A 21,285-nucleotide genomic window follows, 5' to 3' on the forward strand; every position below is an offset into this window, starting at 1 on the left:
TTAAACCTGCCAAATAATAATTTTCGGGGCAGGTTTAATAATAAATTAATAATTAGTTAAGCGTATTTATTGAATAATAATTCATGGCATAAACCGATACCCAATACCGGTTTCAGTAATAAAATGGCGAGGGCGGGCGGGATCTTGCTCCAGTTTTTGTCGCAGATGCCCCATATAAATACGCAAATAGTGGCTGTGTTCGACCGCGTTTGGTCCCCACACCTGGTTGAGAAGCTGGCGCTGGGTGAGCACTTTTCCGGCATTGTTGAGTAGCACCGCCAGCAGGCGGAATTCAATCGGGGTGAGATGCACCTCTTCCTCACTGCGGTGAATCACGCGGGCAGCTAAATCGACGGTAACATCGGAAAATTTCACCAGCGGCTCGGGCGCGGTGGTGGCGGAGTGGCGGCGTAATGCGACGCGCAGACGGGCCTGCAATTCACCAATGCCAAATGGCTTACTCAGGTAATCATCCGCTCCGGCATCCAGCGCGGCGATTTTGTCGCTCTCTTCGCTGCGGGCGGAAAGCACAATTACTGGCACCGCGCTCCACTGGCGCAGGTCGCGGATAAACTCAATCCCATCACCGTCTGGCAGGCCGAGATCGAGAATAATCAAATCTGGCTTACGAGTCGCCGCTTCCAGCAGCCCCCGTTGCAGCGTTTCGGCTTCAAAAACGCGCATACCGTCACCCTCCAGCGCCGTGCGCAGAAAGCGACGAATAGCCTGTTCATCTTCAACAATCAGAACGTTTGTCACATATCCTCATGAAATTCTTCAAGTTCAGGGGCAGTTTGCTGGGGAAGTGTAACACGAAAACAGGCACCACCTTCCGGTCGGTTGAACGCGGTAATGGTGCCGCCGTGTACATCCACAATTGCCCGACAAATTGCCAGCCCAAGCCCTACACCCGGCACTGCCGACTCTTTATTTCCACGAGCAAACTTATCGAATATCGTCTGCTCCTGACCTGGCGGAAGACCGGGGCCGTTATCCCAGACATCCAGTTGTAGATTTTCGCCCTCAACGTGGGCATCGATACCAATTTCGGCCTGCGCACCCGCGTATTTCACCGCGTTCTCCAGCAGATTAATCAGCACCCGTTCAAAGAGTGGCCCGTCAACGTGGATTAAGGTCAGCGGTTCTGGCAGAGAAAGATTGATGGGCGAGGATAAACCCGGTTCCAGCATTTTCAGCGCGCTGCCGACCACTTCTTCCAGCGTTAACCACTCTTTCTTCAAATTAAAGCCGCCGGACTGAATTCGCGCCATATCCAGTAGATTATTCACCAGTCGGGTCGTGTTCAGCACATGCTGACGAATCTCGCTGGCCTGGCGGGCGTGAGGCGATCCTTCGCTTGCCAGATCGAGCGTTAAGATTTCTGCCTGACCGAACAGCACCGTAAGCGGCGTGCGTAAATCATGCGAAAGCGCCGCCAGCAGGGCGTTGCGGATCTGTTCTCGTTCGCTTGCCATCCGCGCCTGTTCTTCGCTGGCGGTCAGCGTCAGGCGTTCCAGGGCATTGGCGACTAACAACGTAAACGTCTCCAGCAGGCGTTGCTGTTCCGGGATCATCAACTGGCGCAGATTCCCCGGTTCCACCACCACCAGCCCGTAGGTTTTCTCGCCGCTTTTTAACGGCAAAATCTGGTATGGCACACCGGGTAACGTGTCGGTGCCCGCGCCCGCAGGCAGGCCTTTATCAAAACTCCACTGCGCGATGGCATCGTCCCACGGCGTCATTCCTTGCGGATGTGTCAACGGCTGCAATTTACCGTTGTCATCGGGCAACAACACCTGGCTGCGGGCATGAAACGTGGAAGCAAAAAATTGTTCGCTGGTGGCGGCGATGTCCTGCGGACTGCGTCCCACAGCCAGAGCTTTCGACATTTCATATAAGTGTCGTGTGCGTTGCTCGCGGTAACGGGCTACCCGCGCCTGATAACGTACGCCAGCAGTAAGATTCCCGATCACCAGCCCGACGGTTAACATCACCGCGAAAGTCAGCAGATACTGCACATCAGAGACGGCGAGCGTGCCGCGTGGGGCGATAAAAAAGAGATCGAAACTCACCACATTAATGACGGTAGCAAGCACCGAAGGCCAGCGTCCATAAAATAGCGCCACCACCACCACGCCAAGCAGATACAGCATCACCAGGTTGGCGGCATCAAACGCCATCAGCCACTGCATGGCAATTAAGGTGATAACGGCACATAATGCGGCGGCAACCACGCACCCCTGAATCTGTACCCGCCACTTGTCTTTAAAAGAGCGGCTATCCGGCGCGTTATTAAGCGGGCGGGCGGGTGGTTCATCAAGCGCGACCAGCACCTGATCGAGATCGGGGGCGATGCGCGCCAGTCGGTCAGCAAACGTTTCCCGACGCCACCAGCGGCGCGAGGCCGGGTGACCGAGAATAATCTTGCCGAGATTATGTTCACGGGCATAACGCACTACGGCTTTTTCTTCCGCCGGATCAGAAAGTGTTGCTGTCTCCGCGCCCAGCTCCTGCGCCAGACGTAAGGCGCTGAGAATTGCCCGACGTTTTTTCTCCGGTAAGCGGTGCAGGGCAGGGGTTTCAACATACACCGCGTGCCAGACGCTCCCCAGCCGTGACGCCAACCGCGCCGCCGCGCGGACCAGTTTTTCGCTGCCGGTGTTATGCCCAATACATAAAAGAATCGCGTCGCGCGTGTGCCAGACTTTCTCTTCGCCAGGATGCCCCCGCCAGGCGCGCATTTGCTCATCTACGCGATCGGCAGTACGGCGCAGTGCCAGTTCGCGCAGGGCGATCAGATTGCCTTTGCGGAAAAAATGTTCAATGGCGCGCTCCGCCTGCCCGGCAATATAGACTTTGCCTTCTTTCAGCCGTTGACGCAGATCGTCCGGGGGCAAGTCCACCAGCACTACGTCGTCGGCAGCATCAAAAAAGGGATCGGGCACGGTTTCCCGCACCTGAATTCCGGTGACGCCGCTGACCACATCGTTCAGGCTTTCCAGATGCTGAACGTTGACGGTCGTGAAAACATCAATGCCCGCTTCCAGCAGCTCTTCGATGTCCTGCCAGCGTTTAGGATGACGAGAACCTGGCGCATTACTGTGCGCCAGTTCGTCCATTAAGATCAGCGCCGGACGGCGGGCGAGGGCGGCATCGAGATCAAACTCGCTGATATGCCGCCCACGGTACGCCTGGCGTTTTAGCGGCAGAACAGCCAGCCCTTCCAGCATTGCGGCGGTATCTTTCCGTCCGTGAGTTTCAACCACGCCAACCACAATATCCAGCCCTTGCGCCCGCAGTCGTTGGGCTTCTGCCAGCATCGCCCAGGTCTTCCCGACGCCTGCACAGGCACCGAAAAAAACTTTCAGCTTCCCCCGATGCGGCGCGGCAGTTTGTTCCAGCAGACGATCGGGGTCGGGACGTAAGGGTTCGTTATTCATCAAGCTTATCCAGCGCCAGATTGAGTTCGACAATGTTGACGACCGGCTGGCCGATATATTTCACCAGCGGTTGTTGGCTGTATTTTGCGATCAGCTGCGTGAGCTGTTCAACGCTGAGATTACGCGCTTTCGCCACGCGAGGAATCTGCCAGACCGCCGCTTGCGGGGTAATATTATTGTCCAGCCCGCTTGCCGACGCCGTCACCAGTTCAACCGGAACGTTCGTGCTGGCATCCGGGTTAGCAGCCCGTAATACGGCAACGCGTGCAGCGATTTGTTTATCCAGCTCAGGGTTACTGACCGCCAGATTGCTCCCGCCAGAAGCCTGTGGATTATAGGGCATTTCTGTCGTTGCCGACGGGCGACCATGAAAATAGCCGTTGCCGGTAAAATTCTGCCCGATTAATGCCGAGCCGCGCACCGTATCACCTTCGCGAATCAACGAACCATTGGCCTGCCAGGGAAACCACCATTGCCCCAGCGCGGTGGTCAGCAGCGGGTAAACACCGCCAGTAATCAGTAACAAAAAGAGAAATGTTGATAATGCCGGACGTAATCCACGCATGGTAAACCTCACACCAGACCGCAAACGGTCAGCAGTAAATCAATGACTTTGATACCAATAAACGGCACCAGCAGCCCACCCAGACCGTAAATCCATAAGTTACGGCGCAACATGGCAGAAGCGGTAAGCGGTTTATAACTCACGCCTTTTAACGCCAGGGGAATCAAAAAGACGATAATCAAGGCGTTGAAAATGACCGCACTGAGAATGGCGGAGTCGGGCGAATGCAGGCGCATGATGTTCAGCGCATTTAACTGCGGATACGTTGCCGCGAACGCCGCCGGAATAATGGCGAAGTATTTCGCCACATCGTTGGCAATGCTGAAGGTGGTCAGCGAGCCACGGGTCATCAGCATCTGTTTGCCAATATGCACCACCTCGATCAACTTGGTCGGGTTAGAGTCGAGATCCACCATATTGCCCGCTTCTTTCGCCGCCTGAGTACCGGAGTTCATCGCTACCGCGACATCTGCCTGCGCCAGCGCCGGAGCATCGTTGGTGCCGTCGCCGGTCATCGCCACCAAACGGCCTTCCGCCTGATACTGACGGATCAATGCCAGCTTGGCCTCCGGTGTCGCTTCAGCGAGAAAATCATCGACGCCCGCTTCCGCGGCAATGGCGGCGGCAGTCAGACGGTTATCGCCAGTAATCATCACCGTTTTTATGCCCATTTGGCGCAGCTGGGCGAAGCGCTCTTTAATGCCGCCTTTGACGATATCTTTCAGCGCAATAACGCCCAGCACGCGGGAATCTTCCACCACTACCAGAGGCGTGGCCCCCTGACGCGCAACCTGATCGACTTTTTGATCGACATCGGCAGGGAAGTGACCACCGTTAGCTTCAATATGGCGGCGAATGGCATCGACAGAACCTTTACGGATCATACGGTTGTCGATATTGATCCCGCTCATTCGACTTTGCGCAGTAAACGGTACAAAAGTGGCGTGAAGCGACTGCACATCGCGCTCGCGCAGGTTAAAACGCTGCTTGGCGAGGATCACAATACTGCGGCCTTCCGGCGTTTCGTCGGCCAGCGAAGCCAGTTGTGCTGCGTCGGCCAGCGTTTTTTCCTCTACGCCCTGCGCAGGGATAAACTCTGATGCCTGACGGTTACCGAGGGTGATGGTACCGGTTTTATCCAGCAGCAGGACGTCCACGTCGCCCGCCGCTTCAACTGCACGCCCGCTGGTGGCAATCACATTCGCGCCCAGCATCCGACTCATCCCGGCGACGCCGATCGCTGACAACAGGCCACCGATGGTGGTTGGAATCAGACAGACCAGCAGCGCCACCAGTACCGTTACACTGACTGCATTACCGCCCCACGCGGAAAACGGCCACAGCGTGGCGGTTGCCAGTAAAAAGACGATAGTCAGGGCAATCAGCAGAATGGTCAGGGCAATCTCGTTCGGCGTTTTACGTCGCTGCGCGCCTTCCACCATCGCGATCATCCGATCCAGAAATGTCTCGCCGGGGTTAACGCTACACTCAATCACCAGCCAGTCAGAAAGAATACGCGTGCCGCCGGTGACGGAGGCAAAATCGCCGCCGGATTCACGGATCACCGGTGCCGATTCCCCGGTGATGGCGCTTTCATCGACCGATGCGCCCCCTTCAATGACTTCGCCATCGCAGGGGATAATATCGCCCGCTTCTACCAGCACGATATCGCCTTTACGCAGCTGATCGGCAGGAGCTTTGTCTGTCGCAGCGCCATATTTCGGTTCGCGCAGTTTGCGGGCAAAGGCGGTTTTTTTCACTCCTTTCAGACTATTAGCCTGCGCTTTACTGCGGCCTTCTGCCAGCGCCTCGGCGAAATTAGCGAACAGTACGGTGACCCACAGCCATGCGCTAATTGCCGCGCCAAACAGCGCATTGCCAGGCATCGCGCCGCTTGCCATTGCAATGCTAATAAAGGTGGTTAACAGACTGCCGATCCAGACGATAAACATCACTGGATTACGCCATTGCGCCTGCGGGTTTAATTTTTTCACCGCTTCTTTCAGCGCCTGAACGACAAGTGTTGGTTCGAATAGCGCCAGTTGTTTACGACTCATATTCAGTGCTCACTCAATATCATCAGGAGAGATATTCCGCCACCGGACCAAGCGCCAGGGCAGGGATAAAGGTCAGTGCGCCAACCAGCAACACGGTGCCGATTAACAGGCCTACAAACAGCGGGCCGTGCGTTGGCAGCGTGCCGGAGCTGGCGGGTTGGCTCTTTTTACTCACCAGCGAACCGGCAATTGCCATCACCGGGATAATCACCCCGAAGCGACCGACAAACATGCAGAACGCCAGTAAACAGTTCCAGAACGGAGAGTTGGCGCTTAATCCGGCAAAGGCGCTGCCGTTGTTGTTAGCGGCGGACGACACGGCGTACAGCACTTCGCTAAAACCATGCGGGCCAGGATTGAGCATGGCGCTACGTCCGGCGTCGGTCATCATCGCCAGTGCTGCGCCCATCAGTACCAGCGTTGGGGTGACCAGAATCGCCAGTGCGGTCAGTTTCATCTCGCGTACGTCGATTTTTTTACCCAGATATTCCGGCGTACGACCAATCATCAGCCCGGCAATAAATACCGCCAGCAGAACAAACAGCATCATGCCGTAAAGACCAGAACCGACACCGCCGAATACCACTTCACCAATTTGCATCAGCCACATCGGCACCATGCCACCGAGAGCGGTAAACGAATCATGCATCGCAATCACCGCGCCACAGGAAGCCGCCGTAGTCACGACCGCAAACAGGCTACTGACCAGCACGCCGAAACGGCTTTCTTTACCTTCCATATTGATGCTGCTGTCCGCACCCAGCGTCAGCAGATGAGGATTACCCTGAACTTCTGCCCACATCACCACGCCTACGCAGATGACAAAAATCACCGACATCGCCCACAGCAACATGCGCCCCTGGCGGCGATCGCCTGCCACTTCACCAAAGGCAAAGCACAGCGCTGTTGGGATCAAGAAGATCGCCAGCATCTGCACGAAGTTGGTCAGTGCGGTTGGGTTTTCAAACGGATGCGACGAGTTGGCATTAAAGAAGCCACCGCCGTTAGTACCGAGCATCTTGATCGCTTCCTGAGAAGCTACAGGCCCCATGGGTAACAGCTGTTGCGCTCCTTCAACGGTATTCACCGCCTGATAGGGCAGAAAGTTTTGCAGCGCACCTTGTTGAATAAAAAACAGTGCGATCAACAACGCCACAGGGACTAGCACCCATAACGTGATGCGTAGCAGATCGACCCAGGCATTGCCGAGTGTGCTCATGCTCTGGCGGGTAAACGCGCGGATGAGGGCAAAAATCACCGCAATCCCGCTGGCGGCAGAAAGAAAGTTTTGTACCGTTAAGCCCGCCATCTGGCTGAAATAGCTCAACGTGGTTTCACCGCTATAAGATTGCCAGTTGGTATTGGTGACAAAGCTGACGGCAGTATTCAGCGCCAGATCCCACGACAGCCCCGGCAGTTGTTGCGGATTAAGCGGCAGATAGTGCTGACCGAGTAACATAAAAAACAGCACTGCCAGCCCCAGCATATTCAGGCCGAGAATGGCACAGAGATATTGCTTCCAGTTCATCTCACGGTCAGACACGCCGAGTACACGAAAGAGTACGCGCTCAACGCCCGTCGTACCAGGAAGAGGAATATCATTAATCAGCCGCGCCAGCCCACTGCCCAAAGGGCGCGCCAGCACCATTAACACCAGTAAAAACGTGGCAATCAGTAAGAACCCTTGCGCAGCCATCAGAACGCCTCCGCATTGATCAGGGCATAAACCAGATAACCCAGTAATAAAAACACCAGCAATACGCCGGTTATCACGCCTGCACTCACAGTGCACCTCCAGTGGCCTAAAAGTGATACCGGAAGGGTAGAATTCTGGCTGCAAAGATTTCGCAAAAATCTGCGGACGGGGTGTAAAAAAAGTATAAAAATGGCAAAAGCCATGATTTAACTAATGTTTAGTATTAATTTAACTTTTATGTAACTTAATTACGGGATGAATGTAAATAAACCATCAATAAGCAAAAATAAGTGGTCGGATGAGTAGTAAAATTACACAAAAGGCGGTACTATTTTCATCAGATAAACAAATTCATTTTTCCGGTGCCATTCACCGGGTAGATACAAAAGGGGGAGAAAAGTATGGAACTTTACAGAGAATATCCTGCATGGCTTATCTTTTTACGCCGTACTTATGCGGTTGCAGCGGGCGTTCTGGCGCTGCCTTTCATGCTTTTCTGGAAAGACCGCGCCCGCTTTTACAGCTACCTGCACCGCGTCTGGTCGAAAACCAGCGATAAACCGGTGTGGATGGATCAGGCCGAAAAGGCAACCGGTGATTTTTACTGATTGCTGAGTTTTGAAAACATTGAAAACCGCTAGTGGAAACGCTGGCGGTTTTTTTATAATGCGCGATGTAGTATATGGTTCACCATCTGGTCAGAAAGTGTCTTTCTAAAACACTACGGCGTAATGAATTCATTGATTGATTGTCTGGCGGAAGTCAGGTTCATAACGTATTATTAGCGCTTGTCTACAAGGCAATGTGTATTTCCGCGATGAGTAAATGAAAATAAAAAGTGAAGATATATTCATCAAGATAATCAATAAATAATCTTTCAGGTATTCTTAACATGAATAAAATTATAGAATATATAAATAAAATTGAATTTGACATGTCAATCAAGTTTCCTCCAGTGTATAAACGTTTTTTGATAGAAGAAATTAAAGATAGTGAGACCTATGAAATAACTAATAAGAAGCACGAAACATTATATTTATATAACTATTCTGATCTTATTGAAAGAAATGAAACATATGATATTCAACAAGTGGAACCTGACTATTTTTTGATAGGTCAAGACGGAGATTTAGGCTATTTTATCTATGTTGGGAGTGCTAAGGAAAGTGATACTATATTTAGTATTGATTTAGGTGCCTTAGGAGCCATGGAGTTTTCGGTAGAAGCTGATGATGTATATTTTTGATTTTCATATTGTAATAAATTTATGAATGTTAATTTCATCTTTTTTTGATAGACGATTTACTACTGAAATTTAACTGAATGATATGGAAATTAAAATGCAAGATGTTATTCTTAAATTGATTGCCAGAGGATTGATTGATATCAGAATTGCAGCTAACTCTGGAAATTCAAAGGCTTGTTTTATATTGTCTGATTTTATACATGTTCTGCCTCATACAGCTAATTGTATGGTCAATGATGGACAGAGTTATGAGGATGTTATGAATGATTTATATGCGCGGGCTAAAATTAAAAACATGGAAGATTGGCTTGATAATGCTTTAAATGATATATACACGTGATCATTGACACTGCTTGATTTGATTCTGTCAGGGGATAATGCTCAAACTATGAACATCAGACTATCACCTGAACTTTAGTTTCAACACCGTCAAGGCTGTGACTGCCGCGTCTGCAACCTGAGTGGTGGCAGGATACGTAACGGTGAGCGCAAATCTGTTAAAACCACTGGCAGTCGTACCCGGATGAATATTATTGCCGGAGCTGTCGCAGGCGGCGCGATGGCAGGATTGGTGTGTGGTCCAGGTGCACCTGTTTGCGTACTTATTGGCGGCTTTGTCGGCGGTGCACTTGCCGCATGGGAAATGGGGCGCTTGTGGAATTGATTATGCAACAGGTTAATTCGATATCGTTGGTCAAGGTTCACAAAGCGACTGATTTATCTCAGGCTCAGTCTGACGTTGTGCTCAATGGCAATAACACAGGTATTATTGTACCAGGGCAAATACTGGAAGCGGCAATTCAGGTTAATGACCAGCGTTATATCCTTTTTCTGACGGATGACGTTATTTTTGAGGAATCACTGACAATTGTCCTTATCGATGTTAACGATGGAGTTAAAGAGACCGTACGTTTGGGTAATGAGTATGCGACGGGAAGTTTTGAGGGATTATCCGTTACAGCGGATAGCATCAATTTCAGATTCATTGGTGATTCTCTCTGGACAATCCAAACCGTTGACTCACCATGCTTGACGCTTCCTTTTGGTTCAGATCCGAAAGGTGTGAAACGAGAAGCCAGACTGAAAAAATACATGACAATTTCGGTCATCCCTGCACCTGAGCAAACTCGCTGATGTTATTTCAGAAAAATTATAGCAAACAAAGGCACTATAAATTGAAAAATAAAGAAACCCTAAAACAGATTTATCACCTGCAATATGATTCGTTCGCTTTCAAAAGTGGTTTAATAAACTGGTATAATTCTTTATTAGATAAAACACCCGATGAACTGGATGAAAATGATATTGCCAAAATGCTTCGTCAGAATATCTTACCGGCGCTTGCTGTACAAAAAGCAATTGAGATGATAGAGATTAATCTTATGGTGGGCTATTTATATGATGGGGAGCTATTGCTGGTATTGAGTAATCTCATCGGGAGTGACTATTTTTCTCCTTTGCAGTTACTGAAATTAAAAAATATCATCAATAATTTTGATGACAACATGTTAAACGTTGCTGCCATGAGTGATGAAGAAAAGAAACTATTTCTTGCCACCATGAAATTTATTATGAATAATTGAATTTTTTTACTGTTATCATTTATTCGTTTCGTTTTTTCAGTACCGCCGTCTACACTTACTCCTGTAAACCGCCCAGGAGTAGTAATGAATCAACAACTTTTTGATGACAGCACCCTTATCCGCATTTTTGCTTTGCATGAGTTACACCGTCTTAAAGAGCGAGGCTTAACGCGCGGGGCGCTTCTCGATTATCACAGCCGCTATAAACTCGTCTTTCTGGCTCATTCCCAGCCGGAATACCGCAAACTTGGCCCGTTTGTGGCTGATATTCACCAGTGGCAAAATCTGGGTGACTATTACAACCAGTACCGCCAACGCGTAATTGTTTTGCTTTCTCATCCCGCCAACCCGCGCGATCACACCAACGTTTTGATGCACGTTCAGGGTTATTTTCGCCCACATATTGATTCCACAGAACGCCAGCAGCTGGCGGCGCTTATCGACAGTTATCGCCGTGGCGAGCAACCGCTTCTTGCGCCGCTGATGCGTATCAAACACTATATGGCGCTTTATCCTGACGCCTGGCTTTCAGAGCAGCGTTATTTCGAACTTTGGCCGCGGGTGATTAACTTGCGCCATGCAGGAGTTTTATGACTACCCATCTGGTCTGGTTTCGCCAGGATTTACGTCTGCACGACAATCTCGCGCTTGCTGCCGCCTGCCGCAATTCGTCTGCACGCGTGCTGGCGTTGTATATCGCTACACCACGCCAGTGGGCGGCGCATAATATGTCGCCGCGTCAGGCTGAATTTATCAATGCACAACTGAACGGGCTACAAATCGCGCTGGCGGAAAAAGGCATTCCTTTGCTGTTTCATGAAGTGGATGACTTTGCCGCCAGCGTCGAAATAGTTAAACAGGTGTGCGCGGAAAACCGTGTTACCCATCTGTTTTATAACTATCAGTATGAGGTGAATGAGCGGGCGCGGGATGTGCAGGTTGAGAGAACGCTGCGTAACGTGGTGTGTGAAGGATTTGATGACAGCGTGATCCTGCCGCCGGGGGCGGTGATGACTGGCAATCATGAGATGTACAAAGTCTTTACGCCATTTAAAAACGCCTGGCTGAAACGGCTGCGGGAAGGGATGCCGGAGTGCGTCGCTGCGCCAAAAGTTCGGAGTAGCGGATCATTAGATCCCGCGCCATCTATTACGCTGAATTACCCTCGTCAGTCATTCGATACCGCGCATTTCCCGGTGGAAGAAAAAGCGGCGATTGCGCAATTACGCCAGTTTTGCCAGAACGGTGCGAGTCAGTACGATCAGCAGCGTGATTTTCCGGCAGTGGAAGGCACCAGCCGTTTGTCTGCAAGCCTTGCAACGGGTAGGTTATCGCCTCGCCAGTGTCTGCATCGCCTGTTGGCGGAACAGCCGCATGCGCTGGATGGCGGGGCTGGTAGCGTCTGGCTTAATGAGCTGATCTGGCGCGAGTTCTACCGTCATTTGATGACGTATCACCCGTCACTGTGTAAGCATCGCCCCTTTATTGCCTGGACCGATCGCGTACAGTGGCAAAGTAATCCCGCGCATTTAAAGGCCTGGCAGGAAGGCAAAACGGGATACCCGATTGTTGATGCGGCCATGCGTCAGCTTAACAGCACTGGCTGGATGCATAATCGGCTACGGATGATTACAGCAAGCTTTTTGGTGAAAGATTTGTTGATCGACTGGCGCGAAGGCGAGCGGTATTTCATGTCGCAGCTGATTGATGGTGATTTGGCAGCCAATAACGGTGGCTGGCAGTGGGCGGCTTCTACGGGTACTGATGCAGCGCCGTATTTTCGTATTTTCAACCCGACAACCCAGGGCGAGAAATTTGACCGCGAGGGCGAGTTTATTCGCCGGTGGCTACCAGAGTTGCGCGATGTACCAGGGAAAGCGGTGCATGAACCGTGGAAGTGGGCAGAGAAAGCAGGTGTGAAGCTGGATTATCCGCAACCGATAGTTGACCACAAAGAGGCAAGGCTGCGAACGCTGGCAGCGTATGAAGAAGCGAAGAAAGGTGCCTGATAAAACGCATTAAGCGTCTTATCAGGCATCGGTGCTGGCCTGTTAAGACTCCAGCGCCAGCGCGCGGTTTCTGAACTTAAGCGCCTGATACAGCCAAATCATCAGTACCAGTCCTACACACGCCAGTGCGCCCCATGTAATTTGATCAAATACTTCAATATATGCATTGATGGAGTAGTTGATCGCCCCGGAAGCATCAAACGAAGCTTGCGATGTCTGATCGGCAATCACGCCCGCCAGATAGTTCGCAATCGCGCCGGAAAGCAGCATATAAATACCGGTTAATACGCCGGTCACGCCGGGGATTTCAATGCGCGTAATCTGCGACATAGCAACCGGGTCGATAAACAGTTCCGCAAATCCCATCACCGCCAGGCCTAACACCATCAGTGGCAGAGAAGAGTGACCATACATAGCGGACCAGCGGGCGCTTAAGGTCAGAATGCAGAATCCGGCGCTCATCAGGCCGAGGCCAAGAGCAAATTTTCCCCAGATGCGCACGGTACGATTACCTGCGACGCTCTCTTTAACCACCCACGCCAGGAACACACCACACAGCATGACCGCGAAAGCATTAATCGACTGGAACATAGCGGTCGGAACGGTATAACCAAACATATCGCGGTTAACGAAGCGATCAATATAAAGGCTAATCGAGCTACCGCCCTGTTGTGCGAAGGCCCAGAACAACATACTGAAGAAGGTGAGCGTCACAATCAGCCCCAGCTCTTTACGCTGTTTCTGGTTTTCTGCTTTGCGATAAATTTTTGCCAGAACGCCAAGGCCAATGATAGTCGCGACAATCAAGGCGTATACCGACCACTCTTTCCAGAACAGTAGGGTAATCAACGCAGGCGTTGCGACCAGTAGAACCAGCAGCCATCCCCAGTTGGGCAGGAGAAAGTTTGTCGCACGCAGTACGTCTTTGTTAACACCGCGGGTATGAGCAAAATGACGATTGCCACATAAGAAGATAACCAGACCCGCGATCATGCCAACCGCCGCCAGACCAAAGCCCATCGCCCAACTGTACTCCTCCTGGGCGTAGCCACAGGCGATAGGTGCGATAATAGACCCCACGTTACCCGCTGCATACATCAGCGAGAAACCGCCATCACGACGCGGATCGGTTGGCTCATACAGCTCGCCGAGCAGGCAACTGACATTGGATTTAAACAGACCATAGCCACAAACGATAATCGCCAGGGACAGATAGAGGAATGACGGATGGATCTCACTGGCACCCAGCACCACATGTCCGATCGCCATCAATAACGCCCCCAGCATCACCGCCATACGGTTGCCGAGAACTTTATCCGCCAAAAAGCCACCGAGGATTGGCGTGACATACACCAGCGAACAGTAGGCGCTAAATAACGCGTAGGCGTGAGTATCGTTGTATTTTAGTTGATTAGTGAGATAGAGAATCAGCAGGGCACGCATGCCGTAAAAGCTAAAATATTCCCAGATTTGCAGCGCAACGACATAGTAAATAGCGCGCGGCTGTGATGCGTGTTTATTCATAATAATTCCACAATTAACTGCAACGTCACGTAATAGTTGCGCGGCGTGCTTGTGTTTCCTTAAAGTTAAAACTTTGATACAGATCTGATTATTTGTGCAATATGCTGTCTGATTGCATAAATATACATTAGCTGAAGCGTGATGATATAAACAATTTGCGTCTTTTGGCGTCGGGTTTGTTTCTTAATATGTCAAAAGATTGGCTATCGACGAACAGGCGAGGTAACGCTATGTTAACGGTGTAGCTATCAGAATACGGAAGGCGCGAAGATGAAAAACACCGAACTGGAACAACTGATTAACGAAAAACTGAACAGCGCGGCGATTAGTGATTACGCGCCGAATGGTTTGCAGGTGGAAGGCAAAGAGACGGTGCAAAAAATTGTTACCGGTGTCACCGCCAGCCAGGCTTTGCTCGATGAGGCAGTGCGTCTGGGCGCGGATGCGGTCATTGTGCATCATGGCTACTTCTGGAAAGGCGAATCTCCGGTCATTCGCGGCATGAAGCGTAACCGTTTAAAAACCTTGCTGGCGAATGATATCAACCTGTATGGCTGGCATTTGCCGCTTGACGCACATCCTGAGCTGGGCAATAACGCACAGCTGGCGGCGTTACTGGGGATCACGGTCATGGGCGAAATTGAGCCGTTGGTGCCGTGGGGCGAGCTGACCATGCCTGTGCCGGGACTGGAACTAGCCTCCTGGATTGAAGCGCGTCTGGGACGTAAGCCGTTATGGTGTGGAGATACCGGACCTGAGGTGATTCAGCGCGTTGCCTGGTGCACGGGCGGCGGGCAAAGTTTTATCGATAGCGCCGCGCGTTTTGGCGTGGATGCTTTTATTACTGGCGAAGTTTCTGAACAGACCATTCATTCAGCCCGCGAGCAGGGATTGCATTTTTATGCTGCGGGTCACCATGCCACTGAACGCGGTGGTATTCGCGCATTGAGTGAGTGGCTGAATGAAAATACCGATCTTGATGTGACCTTTATTGATATTCCTAATCCTGCATAACGAATAATCAGAGGGATCGAAAGTGCAACGAGCGCGTTGTTATCTGATAGGTGAAACGGCGGTAGTGCTGGAACTGGAACCGCCGGTGACGCTGGCTAGCCAGAAACGGATCTGGCGACTGGCGCAGCGTCTGGTGGATATGCCGAATGTGGTTGAAGCCATTCCCGGCATGAACAATATCACGGTGATTTTGCGTAATCCTGAGTCGCTGGCGCTGGATGCCATAGAGCGTTTGCAACGCTGGTGGGAGGAGAGTGAGGCGCTGGAGCCGGAGTCTCGTTTTATTGAAATTCCGGTAGTTTACGGTGGCGCAGGCGGACCGGATTTGGCGGTGGTCGCGGCGCATTGTGGATTGAGCGAAAAACAGGTTGTTGAATTGCACTCCTCTGTGGAATACGTGGTCTGGTTTTTAGGTTTTCAACCGGGCTTCCCGTATCTCGGGAGTTTGCCGGAACAACTACACACGCCACGGCGCGCTGAACCGCGCTTGCTCGTTCCGGCAGGTTCTGTCGGGATCGGCGGGCCGCAGACCGGTGTTTATCCGCTGGCAACGCCGGGCGGCTGGCAGTTGATTGGTCATACCTCACTCAGCCTGTTTGATCCGGCGCGTGACGAACCCATCTTATTACGTCCGGGAGACAGCGTGCGCTTTGTACCGCAGAAGGAGGGAGTATGCTGAAGATTATTCGTGCGGGCATGTATACCACTGTGCAGGATGGCGGTCGTCACGGTTTTCGCCAGTCGGGTATCAGCCACTGCGGCGCACTGGATATGCCTGCGTTACGCATTGCTAACCTGCTGGTGGGTAATGACGCCAATGCCCCCGCGCTGGAGATAACGCTCGGTCAGTTAACGGTAGAGTTCGAAACTGATGGTTGGTTTGCCCTGACGGGGGCAGGTTGCGAAGCGCGGCTGGATGATAATGCCGTCTGGACTGGCTGGCGATTGCCGATGAAAGCAGGCCAGCGTTTAACGCTTAAACGCCCGCAGCACGGGATGCGCAGTTATCTGGCGGTCGCGGGTGGTATTGATGTTCCGCCGGTAATGGGGTCATGCAGTACCGATCTCAAAGTGGGGATTGGTGGGCTGGAAGGCCGTTTACTGAAGGATGGTGACCGACTCCCGATGGGTAAATCGAAGCGTGATTTTATGGAAGCGCAGGGCGTTAAACAGCTGCTGTGGGGCAACCGCATTCGCGCCTTGCCGGGGCCGGAATATCATGAGTTCGATCGCGCCTCGCAGGATGCATTCTGGCGTTCGCCGTGGCAGCTTAGTCCGCAAAGTAACCGTATGGGCTATCGCTTACAGGGGCAAATTTTAAAACGCACCACCGATCGCGAACTGTTATCTCATGGTTTGTTGCCGGGCGTGGTGCAGGTGCCGCATAACGGCCAGCCGATTGTATTGATGAACGACGCACAGACCACCGGTGGTTATCCGCGTATTGCCTGTATCATTGAGGCTGATATGTACCATCTGGCGCAAATTCCGCTCGGTCAGCCGATTCATTTTGTCCAGTGTTCACTGGAAGAGGCACTGAAAGCGCGGCAAGATCAGCAACGTTATTTCGAACAATTAGCGTGGCGGCTGCACAATGAAAATTGACCTGAACGCCGATCTGGGCGAAGGCTGTGCCAGCGACGCAGAGCTATTAACGCTGGTTTCCTCTGCCAATATTGCCTGTGGATTTCATGCAGGCGATGCACAAACCATGCAGGCTTGTGTGCGTGACGCCATACAAAATGGTGTCGCCATTGGCGCTCACCCGAGCTTTCCGGACAGGGAACATTTTGGCCGTAGCGCCATGCAATTGCCGCCGGAAACCGTTTACGCCCAAACGCTGTATCAAATTGGTGCGCTGGCCGCTATTGCTCGCGCGCAAGGCGGCGTGATGCGTCACGTCAAACCGCACGGCATGTTATACAACCAGGCGGCGAAAGAGGCACAACTGGCAGACGCCATTGCCAGAGCAGTTTACGCTTGCGATCCGGCGTTGATTCTCGTTGGGCTGGCGGGAAGCGAGCTGATTCGTGCAGGCAAGCAATATGGCCTGACAACGCGCGAGGAAGTATTTGCCGATCGCGGATATCAGGCTGACGGCTCACTGGTACCGCGAAGTCAGCCTGGCGCGTTGATTGAAAACGAAGAACAGGCGCTGGCGCAGACGCTGGAGATGGTGCAACACGGCAGAGTCAAAAGTATCAACGGCGAATGGGCAACGGTCACGGCGCAAACGGTCTGCCTGCATGGCGATGGAGAACACGCACTGGCGTTCGCCCGCCGACTACGCTCTACATTTGCCGAAAAGGGGATTGTTGTCGCAGCATAACCCCGCTTAATAAAGAATGAAAAAAGGATATCACCATGCCTGAAGGCCCGGAGATCCGCCGTGCAGCGGATAACCTGGAGGCGGCGATCAAAGGCAAACCTCTAACTGATGTCTGGTTTGCCTTCCCGCAGTTAAAACCTTATCAATCACAACTTATCGGTCAACACGTTACCCATGTGGAAACGCGAGGTAAGGCGTTGTTAACTCATTTTTCCAACGGGTTAACGCTCTACAGCCATAATCAGCTTTACGGCGTCTGGCGCGTGGTTGATACCGGCGAAGAGCCGCAGACCACGCGAGTATTGCGGGTAAAACTGCAAACTGTCGACAAAACCATTCTACTTTATAGCGCCTCGGATATTGAGATGTTGACTCCGGAACAACTGACCACGCATCCGTTTTTACAACGCGTTGGCCCCGATGTACTCGACCCGAATCTGACGCCGGAAATGGTGAAAGAACGGTTATTGTCGCCGCGCTTTCGTAACCGTCAGTTTGCTGGATTACTACTCGATCAGGCGTTTCTGGCTGGGCTTGGCAATTATTTGCGGGTGGAGATCCTCTGGCAGGTGGGGTTAACCGGCAATCATAAAGCGAAAGATCTCAATGCGGCGCAACTGGATGCACTCGCACACGCGTTACTGGAGATTCCTCGACTTTCTTACGCTACGCGGGGGCAGGTGGATGAGAATAAACATCATGGGGCGCTGTTTCGCTTTAAGGTTTTTCATCGTGATGGCGAACCGTGCGAACGTTGTGGCAGCATCATTGAGAAAACCACGTTGTCCTCGCGCCCGTTTTACTGGTGTCCAGGCTGCCAGCACTAGGCCGACCGCTTCGGCGCATAGGTTGAAATAAACCGCGCAATGGCTGGCCCCGTCAGCAAAATACTGAACAGGCGTAGGGTTTGCATCGCCATAATAAGCGCCATATCGGCATTGCTCCCTGCGGCGATGACCGCCACGGTATCAAGCCCGCCGGGACTGGTGGCGAGGTAGGCAGTCATAAAATCAATATGCATAAACCGGGTCAGCCCCCACGCCATACCCGCACAAATAGCCAGCAGAGCAAAAATCGACAGCAGGATTTGTGGCAGTGGACGCAATGCTCGCAGTAATATTTGTTTATCGAAACCAAGACCAATCCGCCAGCCAATTGCCATATAGGCTATCGCCAGAAGCCATTCCGGTAGTTCGATGGTTATGTACTCACCAGACTGGAGCAGCGCGCCTGCCAGCATCGGGATGAGCATCGTGCCGGAAGGAAGACGTAGCAAGCATCCCGCCGTACCGGCAACGACCGCGAGCAAAATCGTAAGCAGGAGATTAATGCTCATTGGCGGGAACCAGACGATCTGCTGGTTAACCGCTTCAGCGTTATCACCCAACATCATCCGCGTAACCAGTACCGCCGCCCCCGCGACGAACAGCACTCGTAGGTATTGCATAAACGCCACCAGACGAATATCTGCGCCGTAATCCTGTGCCATAGCAACCATCGCAGCCGCGCCGCCTGGCGAAGAACCCCAGGCACCGGTATTTCCAGGCAGTGAGCTATAGCGCACCAGTAACCAGCCCACGATGGCACTGGAAAGCAGCGTCACGAGTAAAATGGCTAGCACAATCGGCCAGTTAACGGCTAGCGTGGTGAGAATCGAACCAGTGAGGTTTTGCGCAATCATGCAACCAAGAATGGCTTGGGCGGCGAGAAAAGCGGATCGGGGAAGTTGCAGAGTAATTCCGCGCATACTAAAGATGATTCCGGCGATCATTGGCCCAAGTAATAGTGCCGCCGGAAGATGTACCGCGAGGAAGCCAATAGAAAGGAGAAGTGAAAGCACACATAACATTCCCCACTGCAAAACTGGCATCCTTCGCTTCCTCATTATTTTCTCTTTGGTGTATCGATACAGCATAAAGAAAGCCGGGCCAGGAAAAAATAACAGCAATCAAGGAAAAGGGGAAAATCAGCAATTTTCTGAAAGAGATGCCCTTTCGGTTGCAAAGGGCATCATGGGAAATTAGTTATAGTTAATCTTAAAAAGCACCACGGTATCGAAGGAGCCAGCCTCAATGGGAGTGCCGGGAATAGACGAAAGTTCAGCCGTATAGGTTTTTTCGTAGATCAGCATGTCACTGGTGAAGTCGGCATATTCGCTGTATTTGTTGAAGGTATAGGGCGAGGCGTTTTCATCCAGTAAACGTAGCTTCAGACCATTACCAATCAGCAATGCTTTATCTTCTTCAACCAACGTTTCTTCGGTATAAAACGAGGAGCTGACTTTGAATCCGTCGGTACATTGATCGTTTTGTGATTTTGTCGTTTTAATACCGAATGTTTTTGTCATGTTGTGTCGCCGGATATCCAGTACATTAAATTTACCAAAATCAATGACCTGGTTGGCTGGGGTAATAGAAAAATTGACGCTGCAATCCAATACCCGAATGTTTTCCAGACCGGTAATATGATATTTCAGGTTTTGGGCGGTAGGGTCCTCATTAACGCTTCCTTCGCCATCAAATTGCACCACAATGTAATCGCTGAGCGTGCTTTGATAATCATGCGGCGGTATCTCTCGTATCTTGACGTATAACCGCATGCGAGCGAGAAACGTACGCGACATATGAATATTATTGGGATCACCAGAGCAAATTTTGTTCTGCCATCCCATCGCGATGATCTGCTCAGGGGTATAAATATTAATGTTTTTGCTGTCGATGCACTGGTTAGTGTCGATGCGGCTTTTTCCCTGGTTAGCATCATAATCAACACCATTGTAAGTTACGCCGAGTTGATAATAGCGATCCTGAATTCCCGGGTACGGGTTTACCCAGGCGTAGACATGCTCGCTCTCAAAGTTGCCGTTGGTATTGTTGTCACAATAGACGGGAATTTTAATATCGTCAGACTCCCAGATCTTATCGCCGGGTTTGGCATTCCCTGGTACAGCAAATGGTTGAATAGATTCCGATTTTTCTACCGAACCACCGGATGAACCAAAGTAACAGTTCAGGGCAAGCGCAGATTTTAACGGTAGAAATAACAGACAGATGATGAGCAACAATCCCTTGCCAGCACTCATTTCTTCGCCTCCACAGCCTGTAAACGGCATTGCCCGTTACAGTTGAGCGTTGTCATGCGTAATGCGCCATAATCATCCATATAACCGAGATAAAACTGGCTGCCACTATAATTTCCAGTGGTTGTGCTTACTGTACTAAAAGGCGCAATCATCACAGTTTTGAAGCCCGGGAGAACGCTTTGCTCATTTCGCCCAAGATACGCGATGGTCAGATAATAGCCAGTAGGGTTTTTTAAGCTAAGCTGATTGCCCTGCTGGCTGACCTGTAACTGCAGTTCGACCTTTTCTCCTGCTTTCTTGCGTAATGCAGACGGTCGCCAGAACACCTTGATACGGCTCTGGATGGCGACTTGCAGAACGGCATGGTCGCTGTTTTTTTCCGGGGCGGGAGGAATTTCACGCATATTGTAGAAAAATAGCGTTTCGCGATCGCCCGGTAATTTCGCGGTCGAGGCTTGCTTGACTATCCGCACCTGCGTTGTTGCTTTCGGTTCCAGACGTTGTATCGGTGGCAGGGCGACCAGAAGATCGTCGCTTTTCTCCCCTTTTTCATTTTCGAGCCAGGAATAAGCGAGGTAGGGGAGTTTATCGCTACGATTATCTACTCGCAGGCTGGTGGCTTTATCATTAGCGTTAAACACAATGCGAGTGCGATCGGGTTGTAGTGCAGCGTGGCTACACAGACTGGTAACCAACAACAAAAGGGGAAGTCCTTTCATAAATGTCATTTTCATTTCCTT

The 21,285-nt window shown here is 51.5% G+C and carries 23 protein-coding genes; 13 read left to right on the forward strand and 10 right to left on the reverse strand.

Features of this window, described 5'->3' with window-relative positions; genetic code table 11:
* Positions 1 to 81: 81 nt before the first annotated feature.
* Genes kdpE through kdpF form a run of 6 tightly spaced genes read right to left on the reverse strand, consistent with a single transcriptional unit; the run spans position 82 to position 7,847 of the window.
* On the reverse strand, positions 82 to 759 hold the full coding sequence (gene kdpE, locus BGE37_RS19975) for a two-component system response regulator KdpE (RefSeq protein WP_000186081.1): 678 nt from the start codon (positions 757 to 759) through the stop codon (positions 82 to 84).
* Complete coding sequence (kdpD, locus tag BGE37_RS19980; protein ID WP_105288368.1) at positions 756 to 3,440, reverse strand: two-component system sensor histidine kinase KdpD; 2,685 nt, start codon at positions 3,438 to 3,440, stop codon at positions 756 to 758. Before kdpD ends, kdpE begins: the two co-directional genes overlap by 4 nt.
* Complete coding sequence (kdpC, locus tag BGE37_RS19985) at positions 3,433 to 4,005, reverse strand: K(+)-transporting ATPase subunit C (protein ID WP_088542191.1); 573 nt, start codon at positions 4,003 to 4,005, stop codon at positions 3,433 to 3,435. Before kdpC ends, kdpD begins: the two co-directional genes overlap by 8 nt.
* An 8-nt stretch (positions 4,006 to 4,013) precedes the next feature.
* Positions 4,014 to 6,062: a potassium-transporting ATPase subunit KdpB gene (gene kdpB, locus BGE37_RS19990; protein WP_032183672.1), complete on the reverse strand. Its 2,049-nt coding sequence runs from the start codon at positions 6,060 to 6,062 to the stop codon at positions 4,014 to 4,016.
* Positions 6,063 to 6,084: 22 nt separating this feature from the next.
* A complete protein-coding gene (gene kdpA, locus BGE37_RS19995) occupies positions 6,085 to 7,758 on the reverse strand; it encodes a potassium-transporting ATPase subunit KdpA (protein ID WP_032183673.1) in 1,674 nt (557 codons plus the stop codon).
* Positions 7,758 to 7,847 carry a K(+)-transporting ATPase subunit F gene (kdpF, locus tag BGE37_RS20000; protein WP_001272653.1) on the reverse strand — a complete coding sequence of 30 codons (90 nt, stop codon included), beginning with the start codon at positions 7,845 to 7,847 and terminating at the stop codon, positions 7,758 to 7,760. Before kdpF ends, kdpA begins: the two co-directional genes overlap by 1 nt.
* A gap of 312 nt (positions 7,848 to 8,159) precedes the next feature.
* On the opposite strand from kdpF, the gene BGE37_RS20005 reads away from it, so the two are divergent.
* The 8 genes from BGE37_RS20005 to phrB all read left to right on the forward strand — a co-directional run bounded on the left by BGE37_RS20005 (position 8,160) and on the right by phrB (position 12,596).
* Positions 8,160 to 8,366 (forward strand): YbfA family protein, encoded by a 207-nt coding sequence (locus BGE37_RS20005; protein ID WP_000424924.1) that lies wholly within the window; start codon positions 8,160 to 8,162, stop codon positions 8,364 to 8,366.
* Between the two features lie 284 nt (positions 8,367 to 8,650).
* Positions 8,651 to 9,004 (forward strand): hypothetical protein, encoded by a 354-nt coding sequence (locus tag BGE37_RS20010; RefSeq protein WP_001033417.1) that lies wholly within the window; start codon positions 8,651 to 8,653, stop codon positions 9,002 to 9,004.
* Positions 9,005 to 9,086: 82 nt separating this feature from the next.
* Positions 9,087 to 9,344, forward strand: a complete 258-nt coding sequence (locus tag BGE37_RS20015) for a hypothetical protein (protein WP_002431428.1) — start codon at positions 9,087 to 9,089, stop codon at positions 9,342 to 9,344.
* Between the two features lie 183 nt (positions 9,345 to 9,527).
* Positions 9,528 to 9,668: a hypothetical protein gene (locus BGE37_RS25340; RefSeq protein ID WP_157943798.1), complete on the forward strand. Its 141-nt coding sequence runs from the start codon at positions 9,528 to 9,530 to the stop codon at positions 9,666 to 9,668.
* 2 nt (positions 9,669 to 9,670) lie between these two features.
* Positions 9,671 to 10,138 (forward strand): hypothetical protein, encoded by a 468-nt coding sequence (locus BGE37_RS20020; protein ID WP_001188052.1) that lies wholly within the window; start codon positions 9,671 to 9,673, stop codon positions 10,136 to 10,138.
* Between the two features lie 41 nt (positions 10,139 to 10,179).
* Positions 10,180 to 10,587, forward strand: coding sequence for a contact-dependent growth inhibition system immunity protein (locus tag BGE37_RS20025; protein ID WP_039021242.1), 408 nt, complete (start codon positions 10,180 to 10,182; stop codon positions 10,585 to 10,587).
* Between the two features lie 84 nt (positions 10,588 to 10,671).
* The gene (locus tag BGE37_RS20030; protein ID WP_105277494.1) at positions 10,672 to 11,181 is read left to right on the forward strand and encodes a YbgA family protein; all 510 of its coding nucleotides are present in this window, start codon (positions 10,672 to 10,674) and stop codon (positions 11,179 to 11,181) included.
* Positions 11,178 to 12,596 carry a deoxyribodipyrimidine photo-lyase gene (phrB, locus tag BGE37_RS20035; protein ID WP_105277495.1) on the forward strand — a complete coding sequence of 473 codons (1,419 nt, stop codon included), beginning with the start codon at positions 11,178 to 11,180 and terminating at the stop codon, positions 12,594 to 12,596. The genes BGE37_RS20030 and phrB overlap by 4 nt, the downstream gene beginning before the upstream one ends.
* A 42-nt stretch (positions 12,597 to 12,638) precedes the next feature.
* Here the strand turns inward: phrB and dtpD are convergent, their stop codons facing one another.
* Positions 12,639 to 14,120 carry a dipeptide permease DtpD gene (gene dtpD / locus BGE37_RS20040; RefSeq protein ID WP_105277496.1) on the reverse strand — a complete coding sequence of 494 codons (1,482 nt, stop codon included), beginning with the start codon at positions 14,118 to 14,120 and terminating at the stop codon, positions 12,639 to 12,641.
* 270 nt (positions 14,121 to 14,390) lie between these two features.
* On the opposite strand from dtpD, the gene ybgI reads away from it, so the two are divergent.
* The 5 genes from ybgI to nei are packed head-to-tail and all read left to right on the forward strand — an operon-like array spanning position 14,391 to position 18,290.
* Positions 14,391 to 15,134, forward strand: a complete 744-nt coding sequence (gene ybgI / locus BGE37_RS20045; RefSeq protein ID WP_024230019.1) for a radiation resistance protein YbgI — start codon at positions 14,391 to 14,393, stop codon at positions 15,132 to 15,134.
* 22 nt (positions 15,135 to 15,156) lie between these two features.
* Positions 15,157 to 15,813 carry a 5-oxoprolinase subunit PxpB gene (pxpB, locus tag BGE37_RS20050; RefSeq protein WP_001188343.1) on the forward strand — a complete coding sequence of 219 codons (657 nt, stop codon included), beginning with the start codon at positions 15,157 to 15,159 and terminating at the stop codon, positions 15,811 to 15,813.
* A complete protein-coding gene (pxpC, locus tag BGE37_RS20055) occupies positions 15,807 to 16,739 on the forward strand; it encodes a 5-oxoprolinase subunit PxpC (RefSeq protein ID WP_000912727.1) in 933 nt (310 codons plus the stop codon). Before pxpB ends, pxpC begins: the two co-directional genes overlap by 7 nt.
* Positions 16,729 to 17,463 (forward strand): 5-oxoprolinase subunit PxpA, encoded by a 735-nt coding sequence (gene pxpA / locus BGE37_RS20060; RefSeq protein ID WP_105277497.1) that lies wholly within the window; start codon positions 16,729 to 16,731, stop codon positions 17,461 to 17,463. Before pxpC ends, pxpA begins: the two co-directional genes overlap by 11 nt.
* A gap of 35 nt (positions 17,464 to 17,498) precedes the next feature.
* Entirely contained in the window at positions 17,499 to 18,290 is a 792-nt protein-coding gene (nei, locus tag BGE37_RS20065) for an endonuclease VIII (protein WP_105277498.1), read from the forward strand.
* Here nei and BGE37_RS20070 read toward each other — a convergent pair.
* The 3 genes from BGE37_RS20070 to BGE37_RS20080 all read right to left on the reverse strand — a co-directional run bounded on the left by BGE37_RS20070 (position 18,287) and on the right by BGE37_RS20080 (position 21,273).
* Positions 18,287 to 19,333, reverse strand: a complete 1,047-nt coding sequence (locus BGE37_RS20070; RefSeq protein ID WP_105288369.1) for an AbrB family transcriptional regulator — start codon at positions 19,331 to 19,333, stop codon at positions 18,287 to 18,289. The two genes, nei and BGE37_RS20070, sit on opposite strands and share 4 nt — an antisense overlap.
* Before the next feature lie 150 nt (positions 19,334 to 19,483).
* Positions 19,484 to 20,545, reverse strand: coding sequence for a fimbrial protein (locus BGE37_RS20075; RefSeq protein ID WP_088541579.1), 1,062 nt, complete (start codon positions 20,543 to 20,545; stop codon positions 19,484 to 19,486).
* The gene (locus BGE37_RS20080; protein ID WP_000143540.1) at positions 20,542 to 21,273 is read right to left on the reverse strand and encodes a fimbrial biogenesis chaperone; all 732 of its coding nucleotides are present in this window, start codon (positions 21,271 to 21,273) and stop codon (positions 20,542 to 20,544) included. Before BGE37_RS20080 ends, BGE37_RS20075 begins: the two co-directional genes overlap by 4 nt.
* Positions 21,274 to 21,285: the final 12 nt, after the last annotated feature.

The sequence above is a fragment of the Escherichia sp. MOD1-EC6300 genome, from assembly GCF_002965045.1.
Lineage (GTDB): Bacteria > Pseudomonadota > Gammaproteobacteria > Enterobacterales > Enterobacteriaceae > Escherichia > Escherichia coli_F.